Below are 16308 nucleotides of genomic sequence, written 5' to 3' on the forward strand. Positions count from 1 at the left end.
ACGAAACGGGACACGAAACCGCCACTCGAATGAGTGGCGGCTTTTTTAATGTATAGGTGACTTGAAAGTCGCTCCATGTGTTTCTTGTGTATTCATGATGGTCAAAAACGCAGAAGGATCTATGTCGGTGGTGATTTGCTTTAGCTTTGAAATTTCTAGCCTTGTCACGACAACATAGATGACGTCTTTTTCATTATCCGAATAGCCACCGCGACCGTGCAACATGGTGATGCTACGTCCAAGTCGAAGACGAATCGCTTCACCAAGCTCCTCGTATTCATCGGAGATAATAAAGACGGCCTTGGTCTCATCTAGGCCTTGAATCACAATGTCAATTGCTTTTGAGGCGATATAGTAGGTAATGATCGAGTACATTGCTTTTTCAGGTCCGAGTACAAAACCTGCCCATCCGAAAATGAAGAGGTTGAAGAACATAACGAATTCTCCAACACTGTAGGGGATTTTTTTTGTAAGTAAAATGCCAAGAATCTCCGTCCCGTCCAGCGCTCCGCCATTACGTATGATGGTTCCGACACCGGCCCCTAGCAATAATCCACCAAAGACTGTAGCTAGCAGTGAGTCTGTTACGAATGGACCGAGGGTTTTAAGTGGGAATTCTACAATGGCAAGCAAAGCAATCGCATAGGAAGAGGAGAAGAAAAAGTTCTTGCCAATATGTTTATACCCGAAAAACAGGAAAGGTAAGTTTAAGAGTAAAATCAAAATACCAAAAGGTACTCCTGAAATGAAATTCAATATGAGTGCGATCCCGATAATGCCCCCGTCAATTACGGAGTTAGGGATTAAAAATAAATCTAACGCAACTGCTGTAATTACTACACCAATTGAAATAAATAAATAACGTCTAAGTAAATGCCCTACTGTTTCCTTTTTATGTTGTTTGCTCATAAAAATCTCCTTTTTCAAACGTGTTCATTCTATCTTAACGGAATTTTAATAAAGAAAGTAGTAGTAATAGTAGCTTTTCAATTTTTCTTCCAGAGTACGTGATGAATCTTTTACACTTCATGAACATAAGATGATACATCATAGCCTAATTGGAGGAGATATGTTGGATATCATTCGTCAGTTGCATAATTATCGCAAAGAAGAAAATCAGTTGAAGTGGGAAGGTACATTTTTGGAGTATCTAGAATTAATAAAAGAACGTAAGGAAATTGCACAGACTGCGCATTCACGTATTTATGAAATGATAAAAAGTGCAGGAATTGAAAAAAAAGACGGCAAGAAAATCTATAATTTCTTTGATGAAGAGTTATATGGTCTAGAAGAATCTATTGAACGTTTAGTAGAAGAATATTTTCATCCGGCAGCAAAGCGTTTGGATGTAAAGAAGCGCGTATTGTTATTGATGGGACCTGTTAGTGGTGGTAAATCTACTATTGTTACGATGTTAAAACGTGGGCTGGAAGCCTATTCTCGAACGGATGAAGGAGCGGTGTATGCTATCAAGGGATGTCCGATGCATGAAGATCCCTTACACTTGATTCCGGAATCTTTAAGGAAGTCATTCTTTGAAGAATACGGTATACGTATCGAAGGAAGTCTATCTCCTTTAAATCAATTGCGTCTCGAAGAAGAATTCGAAGGTAAGATTGAAAATGTGGTAGTAGAACGTATTCTGTTTTCAGAAGATCGCCGCGTTGGGATTGGAACGTTCACACCATCCGATCCGAAGTCACAGGACATTGCTGATTTAACTGGGAGTATAGACTTCTCCACGATTGCTGAATATGGTTCGGAGTCAGATCCACGTGCATATCGATTTGATGGGGAATTAAATAAAGCGAATCGTGGCATGATGGAATTCCAAGAAATGCTGAAGCTTGATGAAAAGTTTCTTTGGCATTTATTGTCTTTGACGCAGGAAGGGAATTTTAAAGCAGGAAGATTTGCGCTGATTAGTGCAGATGAATTGATCGTTGCCCATACTAATGAAACGGAATACCGTTCATTCATTAGTAATAAAAAGAACGAAGCACTTCACTCAAGATTGATTGTCATTCCCGTTCCGTACAATCTGAAAGTGAGTGCGGAAGAAAAAATCTATGAAAAAATGATTCGTGACAGTGATATGGCTCATGTCCACATTGCGCCACATGCATTGCGAGTGGCTGCTATTTTTTCTGTTCTGACACGTTTGAAAGCATCGAAAAAACAAGGCATCGATCGTTTGAAGAAATTGCGCCTGTATGATGGACAGAATGTTGAAGGGTTTAACGATGCAGATGCGGTAGAACTGAAAAACGAATTTATCGATGAAGGAATGGACGGAATCGATCCACGCTACGTCATCAATCGTATTTCTTCTGCAATTATCCGAAAAGAAGTTCCAAGCATCAATGCACTAGACGTATTGCGTGCGTTAAAAGACGGCTTCGATCAACATGCCTCCATTTCGAGTGAGGACCGCGACACGTATATGAATTATATTTCGATGGCACGTAAAGAGTATGATGAAATCGCGAAAAAAGAAGTTCAGAAAGCTTTTGTCTATTCCTATGAAGAATCAGCAAAAACCTTAATGGATAATTACTTGGATAACGTCGAAGCGTACTGCAATAAAAATAAACTACGCGACGCGCTGACGGGAGAAGAAATTAATCCCGATGAAAAGTTGATGCGTTCGCTTGAAGAGCAGATAGGAATTTCGGAGAATGCAAAAAAGGCATTTAGAGAAGAAATCCTAATCCGCATCTCCGCATACGCAAGAAAACACCAGCGCTTCGACTACCGATCCCATGACCGCTTGCGTGAAGCAATCCAGAAAAAACTATTCACCGATCTAAAAGACGTCGTGAAGATTACTACAACATCTACTACACCCGATGAGACACAACTGAAGAAAATGAATGAAGTCGTTGCGCGCTTAGTAGACGAACATGGCTATAATTCCGTCTCTGCAAATGACCTCCTGCGTTACGTAGGAAGTTTGTTAAATCGGTAAGCCGGATAAGGAACGTGAGTAGAATGGCTGTCTGCGATGGGATGGCAACTCTAGCTAAGGACGCAATTCGGTTGAAGTAATTACTAGGATGAGTCATTGTAGGTAGTGTCTATTTTGTTGTGATTAAACTTATTTCAAGCCATGTCTCAGCTCAAGTCGTAAAACGATTACAATCCTAGCTTTAATGCGCATCAATAAAATAATAATCAAAACCACTGCCTAAAACGTATTCCAGCTACTTAATTTTGTATCAAGAGACCTCAAATCACGAGGTCTCTTTTTAGTTTTGTTACCGTTTTGTCAATATTCAATCAGCTACCGCATATGATAGGGAAACAAATTGTTCGAGAGATAGGCGGGGATACGAGTGGAAGAAAACCAGAAAAGTCGATTCGTTGTCACTGAAGAAAATTGGTCTCTCCATCGCAAAGGCCACCAAGACCAGCAACGCCATCTAGATAAAATAAACGAAGTGCTAAAAAGTAACTTACCTGACTTAATTAGTGAAGAGAACATTATACTGTCAAATGGAAAAGACATGGTCAAAATTCCAATTCGCTCATTAGATGAATTTAAAATTCGCTACAACCACGACAAGTCCAAGCATGTTGGCCAAGGTGATGGCGACAGTGCGGTAGGAGACGTAGTGGCGCAAGGAGAAAAGAAAGCGCAGCCAGGTGAAGGAAAAGAAGCGGGTGATCAGCCAGGGCAGGACATCTATGAAACAGAAGTTTCCATTGAAGAGTTGGAAGAGATGTTCTTTAAAGAATTGGAGCTACCGGACTTGGAGCAAAAAGAACAATCTGTAACAACGATTGAAGACATTGATTTCACAGACATCCGTAAAAAAGGGTTAATCGGTAATATTGATAAAAAACGGACATTGTTATCTGCCATTAAACGTAATGCAATAAATGGAAAAGCTGAAGTCGCACCGATTCTGGAAGATGATCTACGATTTAAAACATGGAATCCCGTGGAGAAACCACAATCTAAAGCAGTAGTCATCGCAATGATGGACACGAGTGGTTCAATGGGTAAATTTGAAAAGTATATGGCACGAAGTTTCTTCTTTTGGATGACGAAGTTTTTACGGACAAAGTATGAAACCGTAGATATCGAATTCATTGCGCACCATACGGAAGCGAAAGTAGTATCAGAGGAAAACTTCTTCAACAAAGGAGAGAGTGGTGGAACCAGATGTTCATCTGCCTATAGTAAAGCGTTGGAAGTTATTAAAGAATATTATCCACCAACTAGTTATAATATCTATCCCGTGCATTTTTCGGACGGGGAGAATATGACAAGTGACAATAAGAAATGTTTGGAACACGTAGATGAATTATTGGCGATATCGAATATGTTTGGTTATGCCGAAGTCAATGAACACCGTAGAATGTCTACGTTGATGTCTGCGTATAAATCAATTGAACATCCCAAATTCAATTATTATATTTTGCAAAAAAACCGCGATGTCTACTTTGCGCTCAAGAAGTTCTTCGAAAAGCGAACGGAGGGGTTACGCTGACTGATCAACGGGCATTATATTATGCAATTGATGAAATCACGGAGATTGCCAATGGATTTGGACTCGACTTTTATCCAATGCGGTATGAAATTTGCCCAGCGGATATTCTGTATACATTTGGTGCCTATGGAATGCCTACACGCTTCACACATTGGAGTTTTGGTAAGCAATTTCATAAGATGAAGTTGCAATATGATATTGGATTGAGCAAGATTTATGAGCTAGTTATAAATTCAAATCCATGTTATGCATTTTTATTGAATACGAATAGTTTAATACAAAATAAACTAATCATCGCGCATGTATTGGCGCATTGTGATTTCTTCAAAAATAATACCTATTTCTCAAAGACACGTAAAGACATGGTGGAAAGCATGGCAGCTACAGCCGAACGAATTGCAGACTATGAAGTACGCTACGGTAAGAAATGTGTGGAAACATTTCTTGATGCGGTATTAGCCATTCAAGAACATGTGGATCCAAGTATGACGCGAGACATCATTCCGTCATCTTTTATTGTCCAACCACCCCGAAGAAGCGCATATGAGGATTTATGGGATCTTGATCAACGGACAATTCCTGGACAACAAGCGATTGAAATGCACCAAAAGAATCCGAAAGAACAACAAAAAGACATCTTATTATTTATTCTTGAAAACAGTCGTAATCTAACGGAATGGCAAGCGGATATCCTGACGATGTTACGCGAGGAGATGCTCTATTTCTGGCCACAGTTGGAAACGAAAATCATGAATGAAGGTTGGGCATCCTATTGGCATCAAACTATCCTTCGACAAATGGATTTAACACCTTCAGAAACAATCGAGTTTGCAAAACTTAATGCCAGTGTACTACAACCTTCCAAGACTTCAATTAATCCATATTACCTCGGTGTCAAAATGTATGAAGATATCGAGAAACGGTACGATATACTAGCTAAAGAAGCTATTTCACGTGGTGAAGAAGCGATGACGGGACGGGAAAAAATATTTGAAGCGCGTGAAATTGAAAATGATACTTCTTTTATTCGAAATTATTTGTCTGATGACTTGATTAAACAAGAAGATCTGTACGTATTCCAAAAGCAGGAAAACCAATACAAAATATCCGATAAACAGACAGACGCAGTCCGGAATCAACTAATTGGACAGCGAGTGAACGGTGGCTTTCCTTATATAGTAGTAGACGATGGAGACTATATGCGTAATGGAGAACTGTATCTCATTCATCGCTATGAAAACACTGAACTTGATCTCCCCTACTTGGAACATGTTTTACCGCATATCCATCAACTCTGGGGACGTATTGTGCACATTGAAACGATACTCGAGAACAAACCTTTAGTCTTTTCATACGATGGACACAAAGTGTTTAGAAGAAGTAAATAAAGAAAAGAGAATAGACACATCTAATTCTGAGACTGAAGATAACTCCAACAATATGGAGATTGTCTTCAGTTTTTTAATTTTACTCCTTTTCATTTCGTGCATCTAATGGTATTTTTATAGTATGTTAACTCATTAACGTACTAAAGAATGAAGAAAAGAGGAAAACCAATGAAAAAGACGACTATTGCTTTATTGTTCGCAGCATTATTCCTACTGCTGGCTGGATGTTCGGATAAGTCTTCCGAAGGAGACAAATCTACTGCGGACGCGGGTAAAGAAGAAACGAAAGAGATCATCATCGGTGTAGATGACAAATTTGCGCCTATGGGATTCCGTGATGATAAAAATAATTTAGTAGGTTTCGATATTGACATGGCAACAGCAGCAGCAGAGCATATGGGCGCTACTGCAAAATTCCAGCCAATCGACTGGAAAACGAAGGAAACGGAACTTAGCAGTGGAAGAATCGATTTAATTTGGAATGGCTATACCATCACAAAAGAACGTCAAGAAAAAGTATTATTCACGAAGCCTTATTTGGATAATAATCAAGTCGTTGTGACGTTAGTAGACTCTGACGTGAAAGCAATTGAAGATCTAGATGGAAAAGTAGTAGGAGTACAAGCATTATCATCTGCTGGACCCGCACTAGAGAGCCACCCGATTCACGAAAAGTTAAAAAATATCACAGAATTTGCGGATAATGTTCTAGCATTGACCGATTTGAAAACAGGTCGTCTCGACGCAGTTGTACTTGATGAAGTCGTCATTGATTATTATATGACAACTGAAAAAGGGGTCTTTGCAAAACTTGACGGATCATTGGCAGTAGAAGAATATGGCGTTGGAGTGAAGCAAGGTAATGAAGAATTGCTTGAAAATCTTCAAGAGGCATTGGATACTATGAACGAAGAGGGTACTTCAGCTGAAATCTCCACAGAATGGTTCGGAGAAGACAAAGTTCTACGTTGAGTAGTGAAGTAATTTATATCAACGGAAGTGGTATGTGTGACTTCCGTTGATAGTAGTATTGTAAGAGAAGTACATAAAACCTGGAATGGTTTTTTGGAGGAATTTACTAATGAGTTATGAATATTTTATATCTATGCTGATTCCTATGTTGGAAGGAGCTAAAGCGACTGTCCTATTATTTATAATAGCGATCGTCTTATCTATTCCACTTGGATTCTTGCTGACACTTGCCGTAAGAAGTAGTATTAAACCAATTTCTTATTTGGCGCAGACTTTTATATACGTCATGCGTGGGACCCCTTTGTTATTACAGCTATTGTTCTTTGTATTTGGTTTACCACTTCTGCCGGTAATTGGTGAGTATTTAGTTTTTGACCGTTTTGTCGCAGCTACACTAGCGTTCATTTTGAACTATTCAGCATACTTTGCTGAAATATTCCGAGGTGGATTGATCTCCATCGATAAAGGACAATATGAAGCTTCACAAGTACTTGGATTATCGAAATGGCAAACGACTGTGCGCGTCATCCTACCACAGATGTTTCGTGTTACGCTACCACCTATTGCGAATGAATCGGTATCTTTAGTAAAAGATACCGCGCTTTTATATGCGGTAGCTGTTCCTGAACTTCTACACTATGCACAAACAGTCGTTAACAGGGACTTTACAATCATTCCGTTCTTCATTGCAGCAGCGATCTACTTGCTGATTGCATTCGGGTTGACTGTAATTTTCAAGTACTTAGAGAGAAAGCTGCAATACGAATGAGGAGTGGAAATTATGTCTTTCATTGAAGTACGCAACTTACAGAAATCATTCGGTCCATTGGAAGTATTGAAGGATATTTCGTTTGATGTTCAAAAAAATGATGTAATGGCAATTATCGGACCTTCGGGATCTGGAAAGAGTACCATGTTAAGAAGTCTTATTCAATTGGAGCAAGTCGGTGGCGGCAGTATTATCGTTGATGGAGATTACCTAGTTAAAGATGGCATTTACACAAATTCTACCGATAGTAAAATGATTAACTCCAAAATGGGAATGGTATTTCAACAATTCAACCTTTTTCCTCATTTAACTGTAAAACAGAACTTGGAACTAGCACCGAAACTTGTGAAGAAAGAAAAAGCCGAAGATTATGGGCTGAGAAGTATCGAATTACTAGAAAAAGTGGGACTGGCTTCAAAGGCTGATGAATTACCTTCGAGACTTTCAGGTGGTCAGAAACAACGGGTAGCGATTGCGAGAGCGTTGATGATGGATCCGGATATTTTATTATTCGATGAACCGACTTCTGCTTTAGATCCACAATTGACGAAAGAAGTATTGCAAGTGATGAGAAATCTCGCAGAAGAGCATATGACGATGATTGTGGTGACACATGAAATGGAGTTTGCAAGCAATGTCGCTAATCAAGTGATCTTCATGGATGATGGAATGATCATTGAATCGGGTACTCCAGAAGAAGTAATCAAATCACCGAAAGAAATGCGTACAAAGAGATTCCTGAATTATGAGTTAAGTAAATAACCAAAAATAGTGATGCGAATGTAATAATCGCATCACTATTTTTTTACGTAAATAGAGCCGTTTTCAATCGAGTTTTTGCAATATATGAAATAGTACATCGGATAATCGGTTAACTTGTGAGAATTCACGCAAAATATTGAATAATGCATTGACGAATAACTTAGTAAAGGGTACGATTACGTATAATTATTACCTTTTCTAAATACATCGAAAGAGTAATAGATAATAGTTGAGGGGGATTTAAATGAAGAAACGTTGGGTGACTTACGCAGCAGCACTATTCAGTATGGTGCTCATTCTAGCCGCGTGTGGTGGAAAAGAGGGGGCATCTGATTCTGGAGCAGATGATAAAAATAATGATAAAGCAAGCACTGAGGAAAAATACATAATTGGTGTGACGCAAATTGTTGAACACCCGTCTTTGGATGCAGCCTTTGAAGGATTCCAAAAGGCGATTGAAGATGCAGGGCTGAATGTAGAATATGATAAGCAAAATGCGCAAAATGATAATAGTTCTAACTCAACCATCGCGAACAACTTGGCGGGAGCGGGCGTAGATTTAATATTTGCTAACTCTACACCGAGTGCACAAGCGGCAGCTAGCGCGACTCAAGACATTCCGATCATCTTCACTTCAGTTACGGATGCAGTAGCTGCGGAACTTGTTGCATCTAATGAAGAGCCGGGTGGAAATGTTACAGGCACTACTGATAATCATCCGGATGCAATTCCGAACACAATGAAATTCTTGAAAGAAAACTTAGGTGCGAAAAAAGTTGGAATGATATTTAACTCGGGAGAACAAAACTCTCGCTTACAAGTAGACCACGTCAAAGAGATCCTTGCAGACATGGATATGGAAGTTGTAGAAGCATCTGTTGCGACTTCTGCAGACGTAAAGCAAGCGGCTGAATCATTAATCGGTTCAGTAGATTCATTTTATATTATTACGGATAACACAGTAGTATCAGCACTCGAATCTGTCATCTCGGTTGCGAATGACAATAACATTCCGATGATGGTGGGTGAATTTGATTCTGTGAAACGTGGAGGGCTTGGAGCATACGGTTTTGAGTACTACGATATCGGGTATGAAGCAGGTGAAATGGCAGTAAAGATTCTAAAGGGTGAAGAAACGCCTGAATCATTACCTGTTCAATTACCACAGAATTTGAAGTTAGTGATGAATAAAGAGACTGCGGATGCAATCGGCTTGAAAATTCAAGATGATTGGAATGCCGAGATTGCAGAATAAATAAAATTAGGAGATGATCTTGCATGTTTTCAGCTGTATTTGGCTCAGTTGAGCAGGGTATCATCTATGCGATCATGGCACTCGGAGTGTATCTAACATTCCGGGTGCTTGATTTTCCAGATTTAACAGTGGACGGAAGTTTTGTAACAGGCGCAGCAGTAGCGGCTACGATGATTGTATTTGATTATCATCCACTTGTTGCAACACTTACCGCGATCTTGGTTGGCTTTTTTGCTGGATGTATAACAGGCTTATTACATACCAAAGGAAAAATCAATCCACTCCTATCCGGAATCCTCATGATGATAGCTCTGTACTCGATAAACCTTCGGATAATGGGACTAACTACAGAAAATTCAGTAGGCCGCCCGAATATTCCGCTTTTAAATTCAGAAACGATTTTCAGTAAGTTCCAAGGTTTCTGGAGTAATCTTGGAATTGATGAAGCAATCAATGGTTTCTTATCAGGACTTGGCTTGGAACATTTACCATCGACTTGGGGAACGGTAGTTCTGATGATTCTAGTCGTGGTGATCATTAAATTCATAGCGGACTGGTTCTTGCAAACCGAAGTTGGTTTGGCCATTCGCGCGACTGGCGATAATAAAAAAATGATTCGCAGTTTCTCTGCCAATACAGATACTCTCGTTATTCTCGGATTAGGAATTTCTAATGCGTTGGTAGCTTTCTCAGGTTCATTGATTGCACAGTATGGAAAATTCGCTGATAACGGTATGGGGATTGGCATGATCATCATCGGATTGGCTTCTGTTATTATCGGTGAAGCGATATTCGGGACGAAAACCATTTTCCGTACAACACTAGCCGTGGTTATTGGTGCCGTAATCTACAGAATCGTACTTGGACTGTCGTTAAAAGTGAAAATTCTCGATTCAGGTGATATGAAATTGATTACTGCAGTCATCGTAATAGCGGCATTAATTATTCCGCAGATTCTCGAAAAGAGACGGGAAAAAGTACGTAAAGCGAAAAGACAATCTGAACGAATGGCGATAAAGTCATCAAAAGGAGGTCATAGCGTTGTTGAAACTGGATCAAGTCAATAAAGTATTTAATGAAGCGACTCCAGATGAGAAAGTAGCGCTGGACCAGATTAACTTACATTTACAACCGGGTGATTTCGTTACCGTCATAGGTAGTAACGGAGCAGGGAAATCTACCATGATGAATATGATTTCTGGCGCATTGACACCGGATTTTGGCTCTATTTATATCGATAACAAAGACGTCACACGTTTGGCGGAATTTAAACGTTCCAAAATGATTGGACGAGTATTCCAAGATCCGATGTCAGGTACAGCACCCACAATGACGATTGAAGAGAATTTAGCGATGGCGTATTCTCGCAACCGCCGACGGTCATTGCACCGCGGAGTAGATAAGAAACGGAAGGACTTATTCCGTACATCACTTGAAACATTGCACTTGAATCTTGAGAATCGGATGACAGCGAATGTTGGACTGTTGTCAGGTGGTGAACGTCAAGCGTTGTCATTGTTGATGGCGACTTTTACGCAACCTTCTATTTTGTTGTTAGATGAGCATACGGCTGCACTTGATCCATCCCGCGCAGAGCTGATTACCGATTTAACGAAACGCTTAGTTGAGAAAGATCAACTAACGACGTTGATGGTAACGCATAATATGCAACAGGCACTTGACCTTGGAAATCGATTAATTATGATGGATAAGGGTCAAATCATACTAGAGGTGGAAGAAGAGCAGAAACAGCACTTAACTATTGCGAAATTAATGGATGAATTTCAACGTATTCGTGGAGAACAACTTACGAATGATGCAGCTTTACTTTCTATATAAACAAAAGCCCGTGCTTTCCAGTAATGGAAAACACGGGCTTTTCATCGTCTAAGCAAGCTTTGCTATATGTTTCTTAATTTCATATACCCAATCAAATGGATCTTGTTCTTTACCTGTTTGTATATTCGTTAACGTGTTATAAAGAAGTGAAGATAGTTCACCCGTTTGACCGTTACCGATGATCATTTTATACCCATCCCAATTCAGTTCTCCAACAGGAGAAATAACAGCAGCTGTACCTGTGCCGAATACTTCTTCCAGTTCTCCATTTTCATAGGCAGATCGGATTTCATCCATCGAGATTTGACGCTCTACAACTGGCATATTCCAGTGTCTCAGTAACTGCAAAATTGATTTTCGAGTAATTCCCTCAAGAATACTGCCGTTGATCGCGGGTGTTATGACTTCACCATTGATTTTGAAGAAGATATTCATACTTCCTACTTCTTCAACGTATTTACGCTCGACGCTATCAAGCCATAGAACTTGGGAGTACCCTTGTTTGTCTGCTGTCTCCTGGGCCTTTAAAGCAGATGCGTAGTTACCGGCAGTTTTAGCGCTACCCGTTCCGCCTTTTGCAGCACGGACGAATTCATTTTCCACGAGGATTTTCACTGGATGAATCCCTTCTTTATAGTACGAGCCAACAGGAGATAGAATCATGAAAAATTGATAATTTTTAGCTGGTGCCACACCTAGGAAAGCTTCTGTTGCAATGACAAATGGGCGGATATATAATGAGGTTCCTTCTAGTGTAGGAATCCAATCTTGCTCGATTTGCAGCAACTGGTTAAGTGCGTACAATGCGTTCTCCTCATCGATTCGTGGCATACATAGACGATCGAGTGAATAATTCAGGCGCTTCATATTTTGATCTGGACGGAACAAGCGAATGGTTCCTTCTTCTGAACGATACGCCTTCATTCCTTCGAAAACCGTTTGTCCATAATGTAAAACGATTGCAGCTGGGTCAAGTGTTAAAGGAGCGTAAGGAGTGATGCGATGATTATGCCAACCTTTGCCTTCCTCATAGTCTATAATGAGCATGTGGTCTGTAAATGATTTACCAAAGACTAGAGAGCTAGGATCTGGCTTTTCTTTTTTATTTTGTGCAAGTTGAATGTGCATAGGTAATCTCGTCATAATCATCAAAACCCCTTAAGATATAGAATATTCCGAAACTTCAATTCCGAATAGTGTAATTATACTGCTTTTTCAGGAAAAATAAAGTGAAAAGTTTGTCGATTTTAAAAACTAGTATAAAAAGGAGCAGATTTTTATGAAAAAAGTATTGATTATAGGTGCTGGAATCGTTGGTGCTTCTGCTGCTTATCATTTGTCTACGCAATATGCAGAAGTCGTTCTAATCGACAGACAGGAGCCTGGACAGGCCACAAAAGCCGCAGCGGGCATTATTTGTCCATGGGCATCTCAGCGCCGCAATAAGGCTTGGTATGCATTAGCGTCAGCTGGAGCCGCCTATTATCCGGAATTCATTCGTTCATTGGAAGAGCAGGGCGAGGTGGAAACAGGATATAAGAAAGTGGGTGCTTTGGCGATTCATACTGATGTAAACCGTTTGGAAAAGAAAGTTGAGTTATTGAATAAAAGAAAAGAACATGCACCTGAGATTGGAGAAGTGGAATTACTAGATACAGAGCAGGCGGCTAGCTATTTTCCTGTGTTATCGGATGAATACGCAGCTGTTCGTATTTCTGGTGCGGCAAAAGTCGAAGGAGATCAACTACTTAGTGCATTGGAACGTGTGGCAGTTAAACGAGGAGTGCAATATATAAAAGGTTCCGCTATACCGTACATAAAGGAAGGGAAAGTCTGTGGTGTTATGGTGGATGGGCAAATTATTGAAGGAGATCAAATCATTATAGCGGCAGGTGCATGGGCTAGTGAATTTACAGAGTCATTTGGCAAGAAACTTCAAGTAATAGGACAGAAAGCGCAAATCCTCCATTTACAATCAAATCATGAAGCGTCAGGTGAATGGCCAGTCATCATGCCGCCGAGCACTCAGTACCTCGTGCCATTTCAAGACGGCAGATTCGTTGCGGGTGCAACACACGAAGATACTGATGATTACGATATTCAACCGACAGCTGGTGGAATACTGGAGGTATTGTCGAATACTTTACCCATTGCACCTGTACTGAGCGAAGCAGTATTGGCTGAAGTCCGTGTGGGCATTCGTCCACATACACCGAATTTTATGCCGGTCATTGGTCAATTACCTGATTATCCGCAAGTTTGGATTGCGAATGGTCTTGGTTCATCTGGTTTAACAGTAGGACCTCTTCTTGGCAAGCTATTATCCCAGCTAGTGCTAGGCCAAGAGACTGGATGGGACTTAGAACACTACTCTATTAATCAAATAATTGTCGATGAACATTGAATAAAGAGCGTATAATGATTATTATGAATATATAGCAATTGAACGGTAAAGGGGAAGATTCATAATGAGAAGATATGTTTCGTATTCAGAAGAAGTGAAAGAAGCGATGAAATACGGCAAGCCGCTAGTCGCATTGGAATCCACAATTATTACGTACGGTATGCCCTATCCTGAGAATGTGAAAGCTGCACGTGAAGTTCAACAGATTGTGCGTGATCATGGTGCGGTCCCGGCGACGATTGCAATTATGGACGGAAAAATAAAAATCGGGCTAACTGATGAAGAGTTGGAACGGTTCGGGGACAGCAAAGGTGTTGTCAAAGCATCTAGACGCGATATCAGTTACTTAATTGCTACTAAGAAACCTGGTGCAACGACGGTTGCCGCATCGATGTTCTTTGCTGACTTGGCGAGGATCCGTGTATTCACGACTGGGGCCATTGGTGGTGTGCATAGAGGTGTGGAACAAACGATGGATATTTCTGCGGATCTTGAAGAGTTTGCCCGTACAAGTGTAGCAGTTGTTTGTTCAGGAGCAAAATCTATTTTGGATATCGGTAAAACACTTGAGTATTTGGAAACAAAAGGTGTGCCGGTAATGGGGTATCAAACAGATATTTTTCCTGCCTTTTACACAAGAAGCAGTACACATCATGTAGACTACCGAGTGGATGAAATCGACATGATCGCAGAAATGTTGCGTGTCAAATGGAATTTAGGCTTGGAGGGGAGTGCGATTATCGCTAATCCAATTCCTGAAGAATATGCAATGGATCAGGACTATATGGATGGATTGGTTTCAGATGCACTTAAAGAAGCAGAACAAATGGGCATTAGCGGAAAGAACCTCACACCTCATATGTTAAAAAAGGTTCAGGAAATGACAGGCGGTAAAAGTCTGGAGGCCAATATTGCATTGGTGAAGTCAAACGCTGAACTTGCAGCAAAATTGGCAGTGAGTTTTAACGGTAATTAATATAGACAGGTTGTGTAAAATTGAAAGTAGTGTCTTGGAACGTGAACGGTATTAGAGCATGTGTAAAAAAAGGTTTCAGTGACTTTTTTGAACAAGTACAGGCAGATATATTCTGTATACAGGAGATCAAATGTCAAGAAGGACAGATTGATCTTTCTTTTGAAGGGTATGAATCCTACTGGAACTATGCAGAGAAAAAAGGATATTCAGGTACGGCGGTCTTTACGAAGAAAACACCTCTTTCTGTACGTAATGGATTGAATGATCTGGACCATGAAGCAGAGGGACGAGTGCTGACGCTAGAATTTGAAGAATTCTTTCTCGTCAATTGTTATACGCCCAATTCACAGCGGGACTTAGCGCGATTATCATTTCGACTGGCATGGGAAGATGATTTACTTGAGCATTTACAGTCATTGAATGCCATCAAGCCCGTCATTTATTGCGGAGATTTGAACGTAGCGCATGAAGAAATTGATATTCGTAACGTTAAATCTAATATTGGCAATTCGGGATTCACGTATGAAGAACGCGGGAAAATGACGCGATTGTTAGACACTGGATTCATTGATACGTTTCGTTTTATGAATCCGGGTCTAAAAGAGAGTTATACCTGGTGGTCGTATATGCGCGACGTACGTGCACGTAATATTGGTTGGCGCATCGATTACATTATTATTTCAGAGCGTCTTCAGTCGGCTCTAAAAACAACAGCCATTCATTCAGAAATCATGGGCAGTGATCATTGTCCGATTTCTGCGGAATTAGAAATATAAAAATGAGTAAGAGCATTTCAGATGAACTTGTTCAGTCTAGAGGATAAAAAGCTGAATTAATAAACGAATTATAATCATATTAGAACATCAAATGGCATTGGGATGAAGCGTGCCATTTGTTTTTTTCACTACTATTGAAATAAGTCTGCTTTACGAATGGTAAAAAGCTTAGGCTCAATTTTCGAGAAACGAGCCAGATTGGTGAATAACGCGTTTAAAGAATCAGTATTTCTATTTAATAAAGACAGATAGATATGTGAATCCTCACACTTGGGATAACAGTCAGAATTGCTCGATTAGAAAATAGATGGCAGACATTCTATATCATTACTATGGATTTAGAATTGGAATTTCAACAAATCTATTCAATTTTGATTTAGATGAGAATGGTATTCCGTTACCAAGTAATAAAATAATGACGGAAAATGATGTATGCATATCTCCACCGTATTCTCCACAGTATTCTCCACAGCTTATACCAGTAACCTATACTTAAGATGATGACTTAATTAACCCAACTGTTGGAAAAATAGATAAGAACATCTGTAATAAATGTGGAAGAAAAACATCCGATTTAAATCTGCAAACTAATTATATAGGTCGATTTAAAAGAGAATATTGGTCTGGACAATCGGAATGGAGATACATATTAATTGCAATCCCAAAAGAAT

General features: G+C 39.9%; 14 protein-coding genes. 12 read left to right on the top strand and 2 right to left on the bottom strand.

Going from position 1 to position 16308, the window contains the following annotated elements:
• Positions 1–45 precede the first annotated feature (45 nt).
• Complete coding sequence (locus tag CSV73_RS01265; RefSeq protein ID WP_085133325.1) at positions 46–909, bottom strand: YitT family protein; 864 nt, start codon at positions 907–909, stop codon at positions 46–48.
• 160 nt (positions 910–1069) lie between these two features.
• On the opposite strand from CSV73_RS01265, the gene CSV73_RS01270 reads away from it, so the two are divergent.
• The 9 genes from CSV73_RS01270 to CSV73_RS01310 all read left to right on the top strand — a co-directional run bounded on the left by CSV73_RS01270 (position 1070) and on the right by CSV73_RS01310 (position 11481).
• A complete protein-coding gene (locus CSV73_RS01270) occupies positions 1070–2968 on the top strand; it encodes a PrkA family serine protein kinase (RefSeq protein WP_369802561.1) in 1899 nt (632 codons plus the stop codon).
• 367 nt (positions 2969–3335) lie between these two features.
• Complete coding sequence (gene yhbH, locus CSV73_RS01275; RefSeq protein WP_085133327.1) at positions 3336–4496, top strand: sporulation protein YhbH; 1161 nt, start codon at positions 3336–3338, stop codon at positions 4494–4496.
• Positions 4493–5884 (top strand): SpoVR family protein, encoded by a 1392-nt coding sequence (locus CSV73_RS01280; protein ID WP_099626406.1) that lies wholly within the window; start codon positions 4493–4495, stop codon positions 5882–5884. Before yhbH ends, CSV73_RS01280 begins: the two co-directional genes overlap by 4 nt.
• 168 nt (positions 5885–6052) lie before the next feature.
• Positions 6053–6856: an amino acid ABC transporter substrate-binding protein gene (locus CSV73_RS01285; RefSeq protein WP_085133329.1), complete on the top strand. Its 804-nt coding sequence runs from the start codon at positions 6053–6055 to the stop codon at positions 6854–6856.
• A gap of 109 nt (positions 6857–6965) precedes the next feature.
• On the top strand, positions 6966–7625 hold the full coding sequence (locus tag CSV73_RS01290; protein ID WP_099626407.1) for an amino acid ABC transporter permease: 660 nt from the start codon (positions 6966–6968) through the stop codon (positions 7623–7625).
• Between the two features lie 12 nt (positions 7626–7637).
• The gene (locus CSV73_RS01295) at positions 7638–8387 is read left to right on the top strand and encodes an amino acid ABC transporter ATP-binding protein (RefSeq protein WP_099626408.1); all 750 of its coding nucleotides are present in this window, start codon (positions 7638–7640) and stop codon (positions 8385–8387) included.
• A 244-nt stretch (positions 8388–8631) separates the two neighbouring features.
• Positions 8632–9642 (top strand): ABC transporter substrate-binding protein, encoded by a 1011-nt coding sequence (locus CSV73_RS01300; protein ID WP_099626409.1) that lies wholly within the window; start codon positions 8632–8634, stop codon positions 9640–9642.
• A 23-nt stretch (positions 9643–9665) separates the two neighbouring features.
• Positions 9666–10709, top strand: coding sequence for an ABC transporter permease (locus tag CSV73_RS01305; protein ID WP_085133333.1), 1044 nt, complete (start codon positions 9666–9668; stop codon positions 10707–10709).
• Positions 10684–11481, top strand: coding sequence for an ABC transporter ATP-binding protein (locus tag CSV73_RS01310; protein WP_099626410.1), 798 nt, complete (start codon positions 10684–10686; stop codon positions 11479–11481). Before CSV73_RS01305 ends, CSV73_RS01310 begins: the two co-directional genes overlap by 26 nt.
• Before the next feature lie 48 nt (positions 11482–11529).
• Here the strand turns inward: CSV73_RS01310 and CSV73_RS01315 are convergent, their stop codons facing one another.
• Positions 11530–12630 (bottom strand): branched-chain amino acid aminotransferase, encoded by a 1101-nt coding sequence (locus CSV73_RS01315; protein WP_369802562.1) that lies wholly within the window; start codon positions 12628–12630, stop codon positions 11530–11532.
• 130 nt (positions 12631–12760) lie between these two features.
• On the opposite strand from CSV73_RS01315, the gene CSV73_RS01320 reads away from it, so the two are divergent.
• The 3 genes from CSV73_RS01320 (at position 12761) to CSV73_RS01330 (ending at position 15637) form a co-directional block, all read left to right on the top strand.
• Complete coding sequence (locus CSV73_RS01320; RefSeq protein ID WP_099626411.1) at positions 12761–13885, top strand: NAD(P)/FAD-dependent oxidoreductase; 1125 nt, start codon at positions 12761–12763, stop codon at positions 13883–13885.
• 64 nt (positions 13886–13949) lie between these two features.
• A complete protein-coding gene (locus tag CSV73_RS01325) occupies positions 13950–14861 on the top strand; it encodes a pseudouridine-5'-phosphate glycosidase (RefSeq protein ID WP_085133336.1) in 912 nt (303 codons plus the stop codon).
• Positions 14862–14881: 20 nt separating this feature from the next.
• Positions 14882–15637 (top strand): exodeoxyribonuclease III, encoded by a 756-nt coding sequence (locus CSV73_RS01330; protein ID WP_085133337.1) that lies wholly within the window; start codon positions 14882–14884, stop codon positions 15635–15637.
• The last annotated feature ends 671 nt before the right edge of the window (positions 15638–16308 follow it).

It is taken from the genome of Sporosarcina sp. P1 (genome assembly GCF_002743155.1).
Classification (GTDB): domain Bacteria; phylum Bacillota; class Bacilli; order Bacillales_A; family Planococcaceae; genus Sporosarcina; species Sporosarcina ureae_B.

What these genes read in the sequence shown, in the direction of transcription:
- CSV73_RS01265 (WP_085133325.1), bottom strand. Translation starts at nt 909, where the DNA reads ATGAGCAAACAACATAAAAAGGAAACAGTAGGGCATTTACTTAGACGT.
- CSV73_RS01270 (WP_369802561.1), top strand. Translation starts at nt 1,070, where the DNA reads ATGTTGGATATCATTCGTCAGTTGCATAATTATCGCAAAGAAGAAAAT.
- CSV73_RS01285 (WP_085133329.1), top strand. Translation starts at nt 6,053, where the DNA reads ATGAAAAAGACGACTATTGCTTTATTGTTCGCAGCATTATTCCTACTG.
- CSV73_RS01290 (WP_099626407.1), top strand. Translation starts at nt 6,966, where the DNA reads ATGAGTTATGAATATTTTATATCTATGCTGATTCCTATGTTGGAAGGA.
- CSV73_RS01295 (WP_099626408.1), top strand. Translation starts at nt 7,638, where the DNA reads ATGTCTTTCATTGAAGTACGCAACTTACAGAAATCATTCGGTCCATTG.
- CSV73_RS01300 (WP_099626409.1), top strand. Translation starts at nt 8,632, where the DNA reads ATGAAGAAACGTTGGGTGACTTACGCAGCAGCACTATTCAGTATGGTG.
- CSV73_RS01305 (WP_085133333.1), top strand. Translation starts at nt 9,666, where the DNA reads ATGTTTTCAGCTGTATTTGGCTCAGTTGAGCAGGGTATCATCTATGCG.
- CSV73_RS01315 (WP_369802562.1), bottom strand. Translation starts at nt 12,630, where the DNA reads ATGATTATGACGAGATTACCTATGCACATTCAACTTGCACAAAATAAA.
- CSV73_RS01320 (WP_099626411.1), top strand. Translation starts at nt 12,761, where the DNA reads ATGAAAAAAGTATTGATTATAGGTGCTGGAATCGTTGGTGCTTCTGCT.
- CSV73_RS01325 (WP_085133336.1), top strand. Translation starts at nt 13,950, where the DNA reads ATGAGAAGATATGTTTCGTATTCAGAAGAAGTGAAAGAAGCGATGAAA.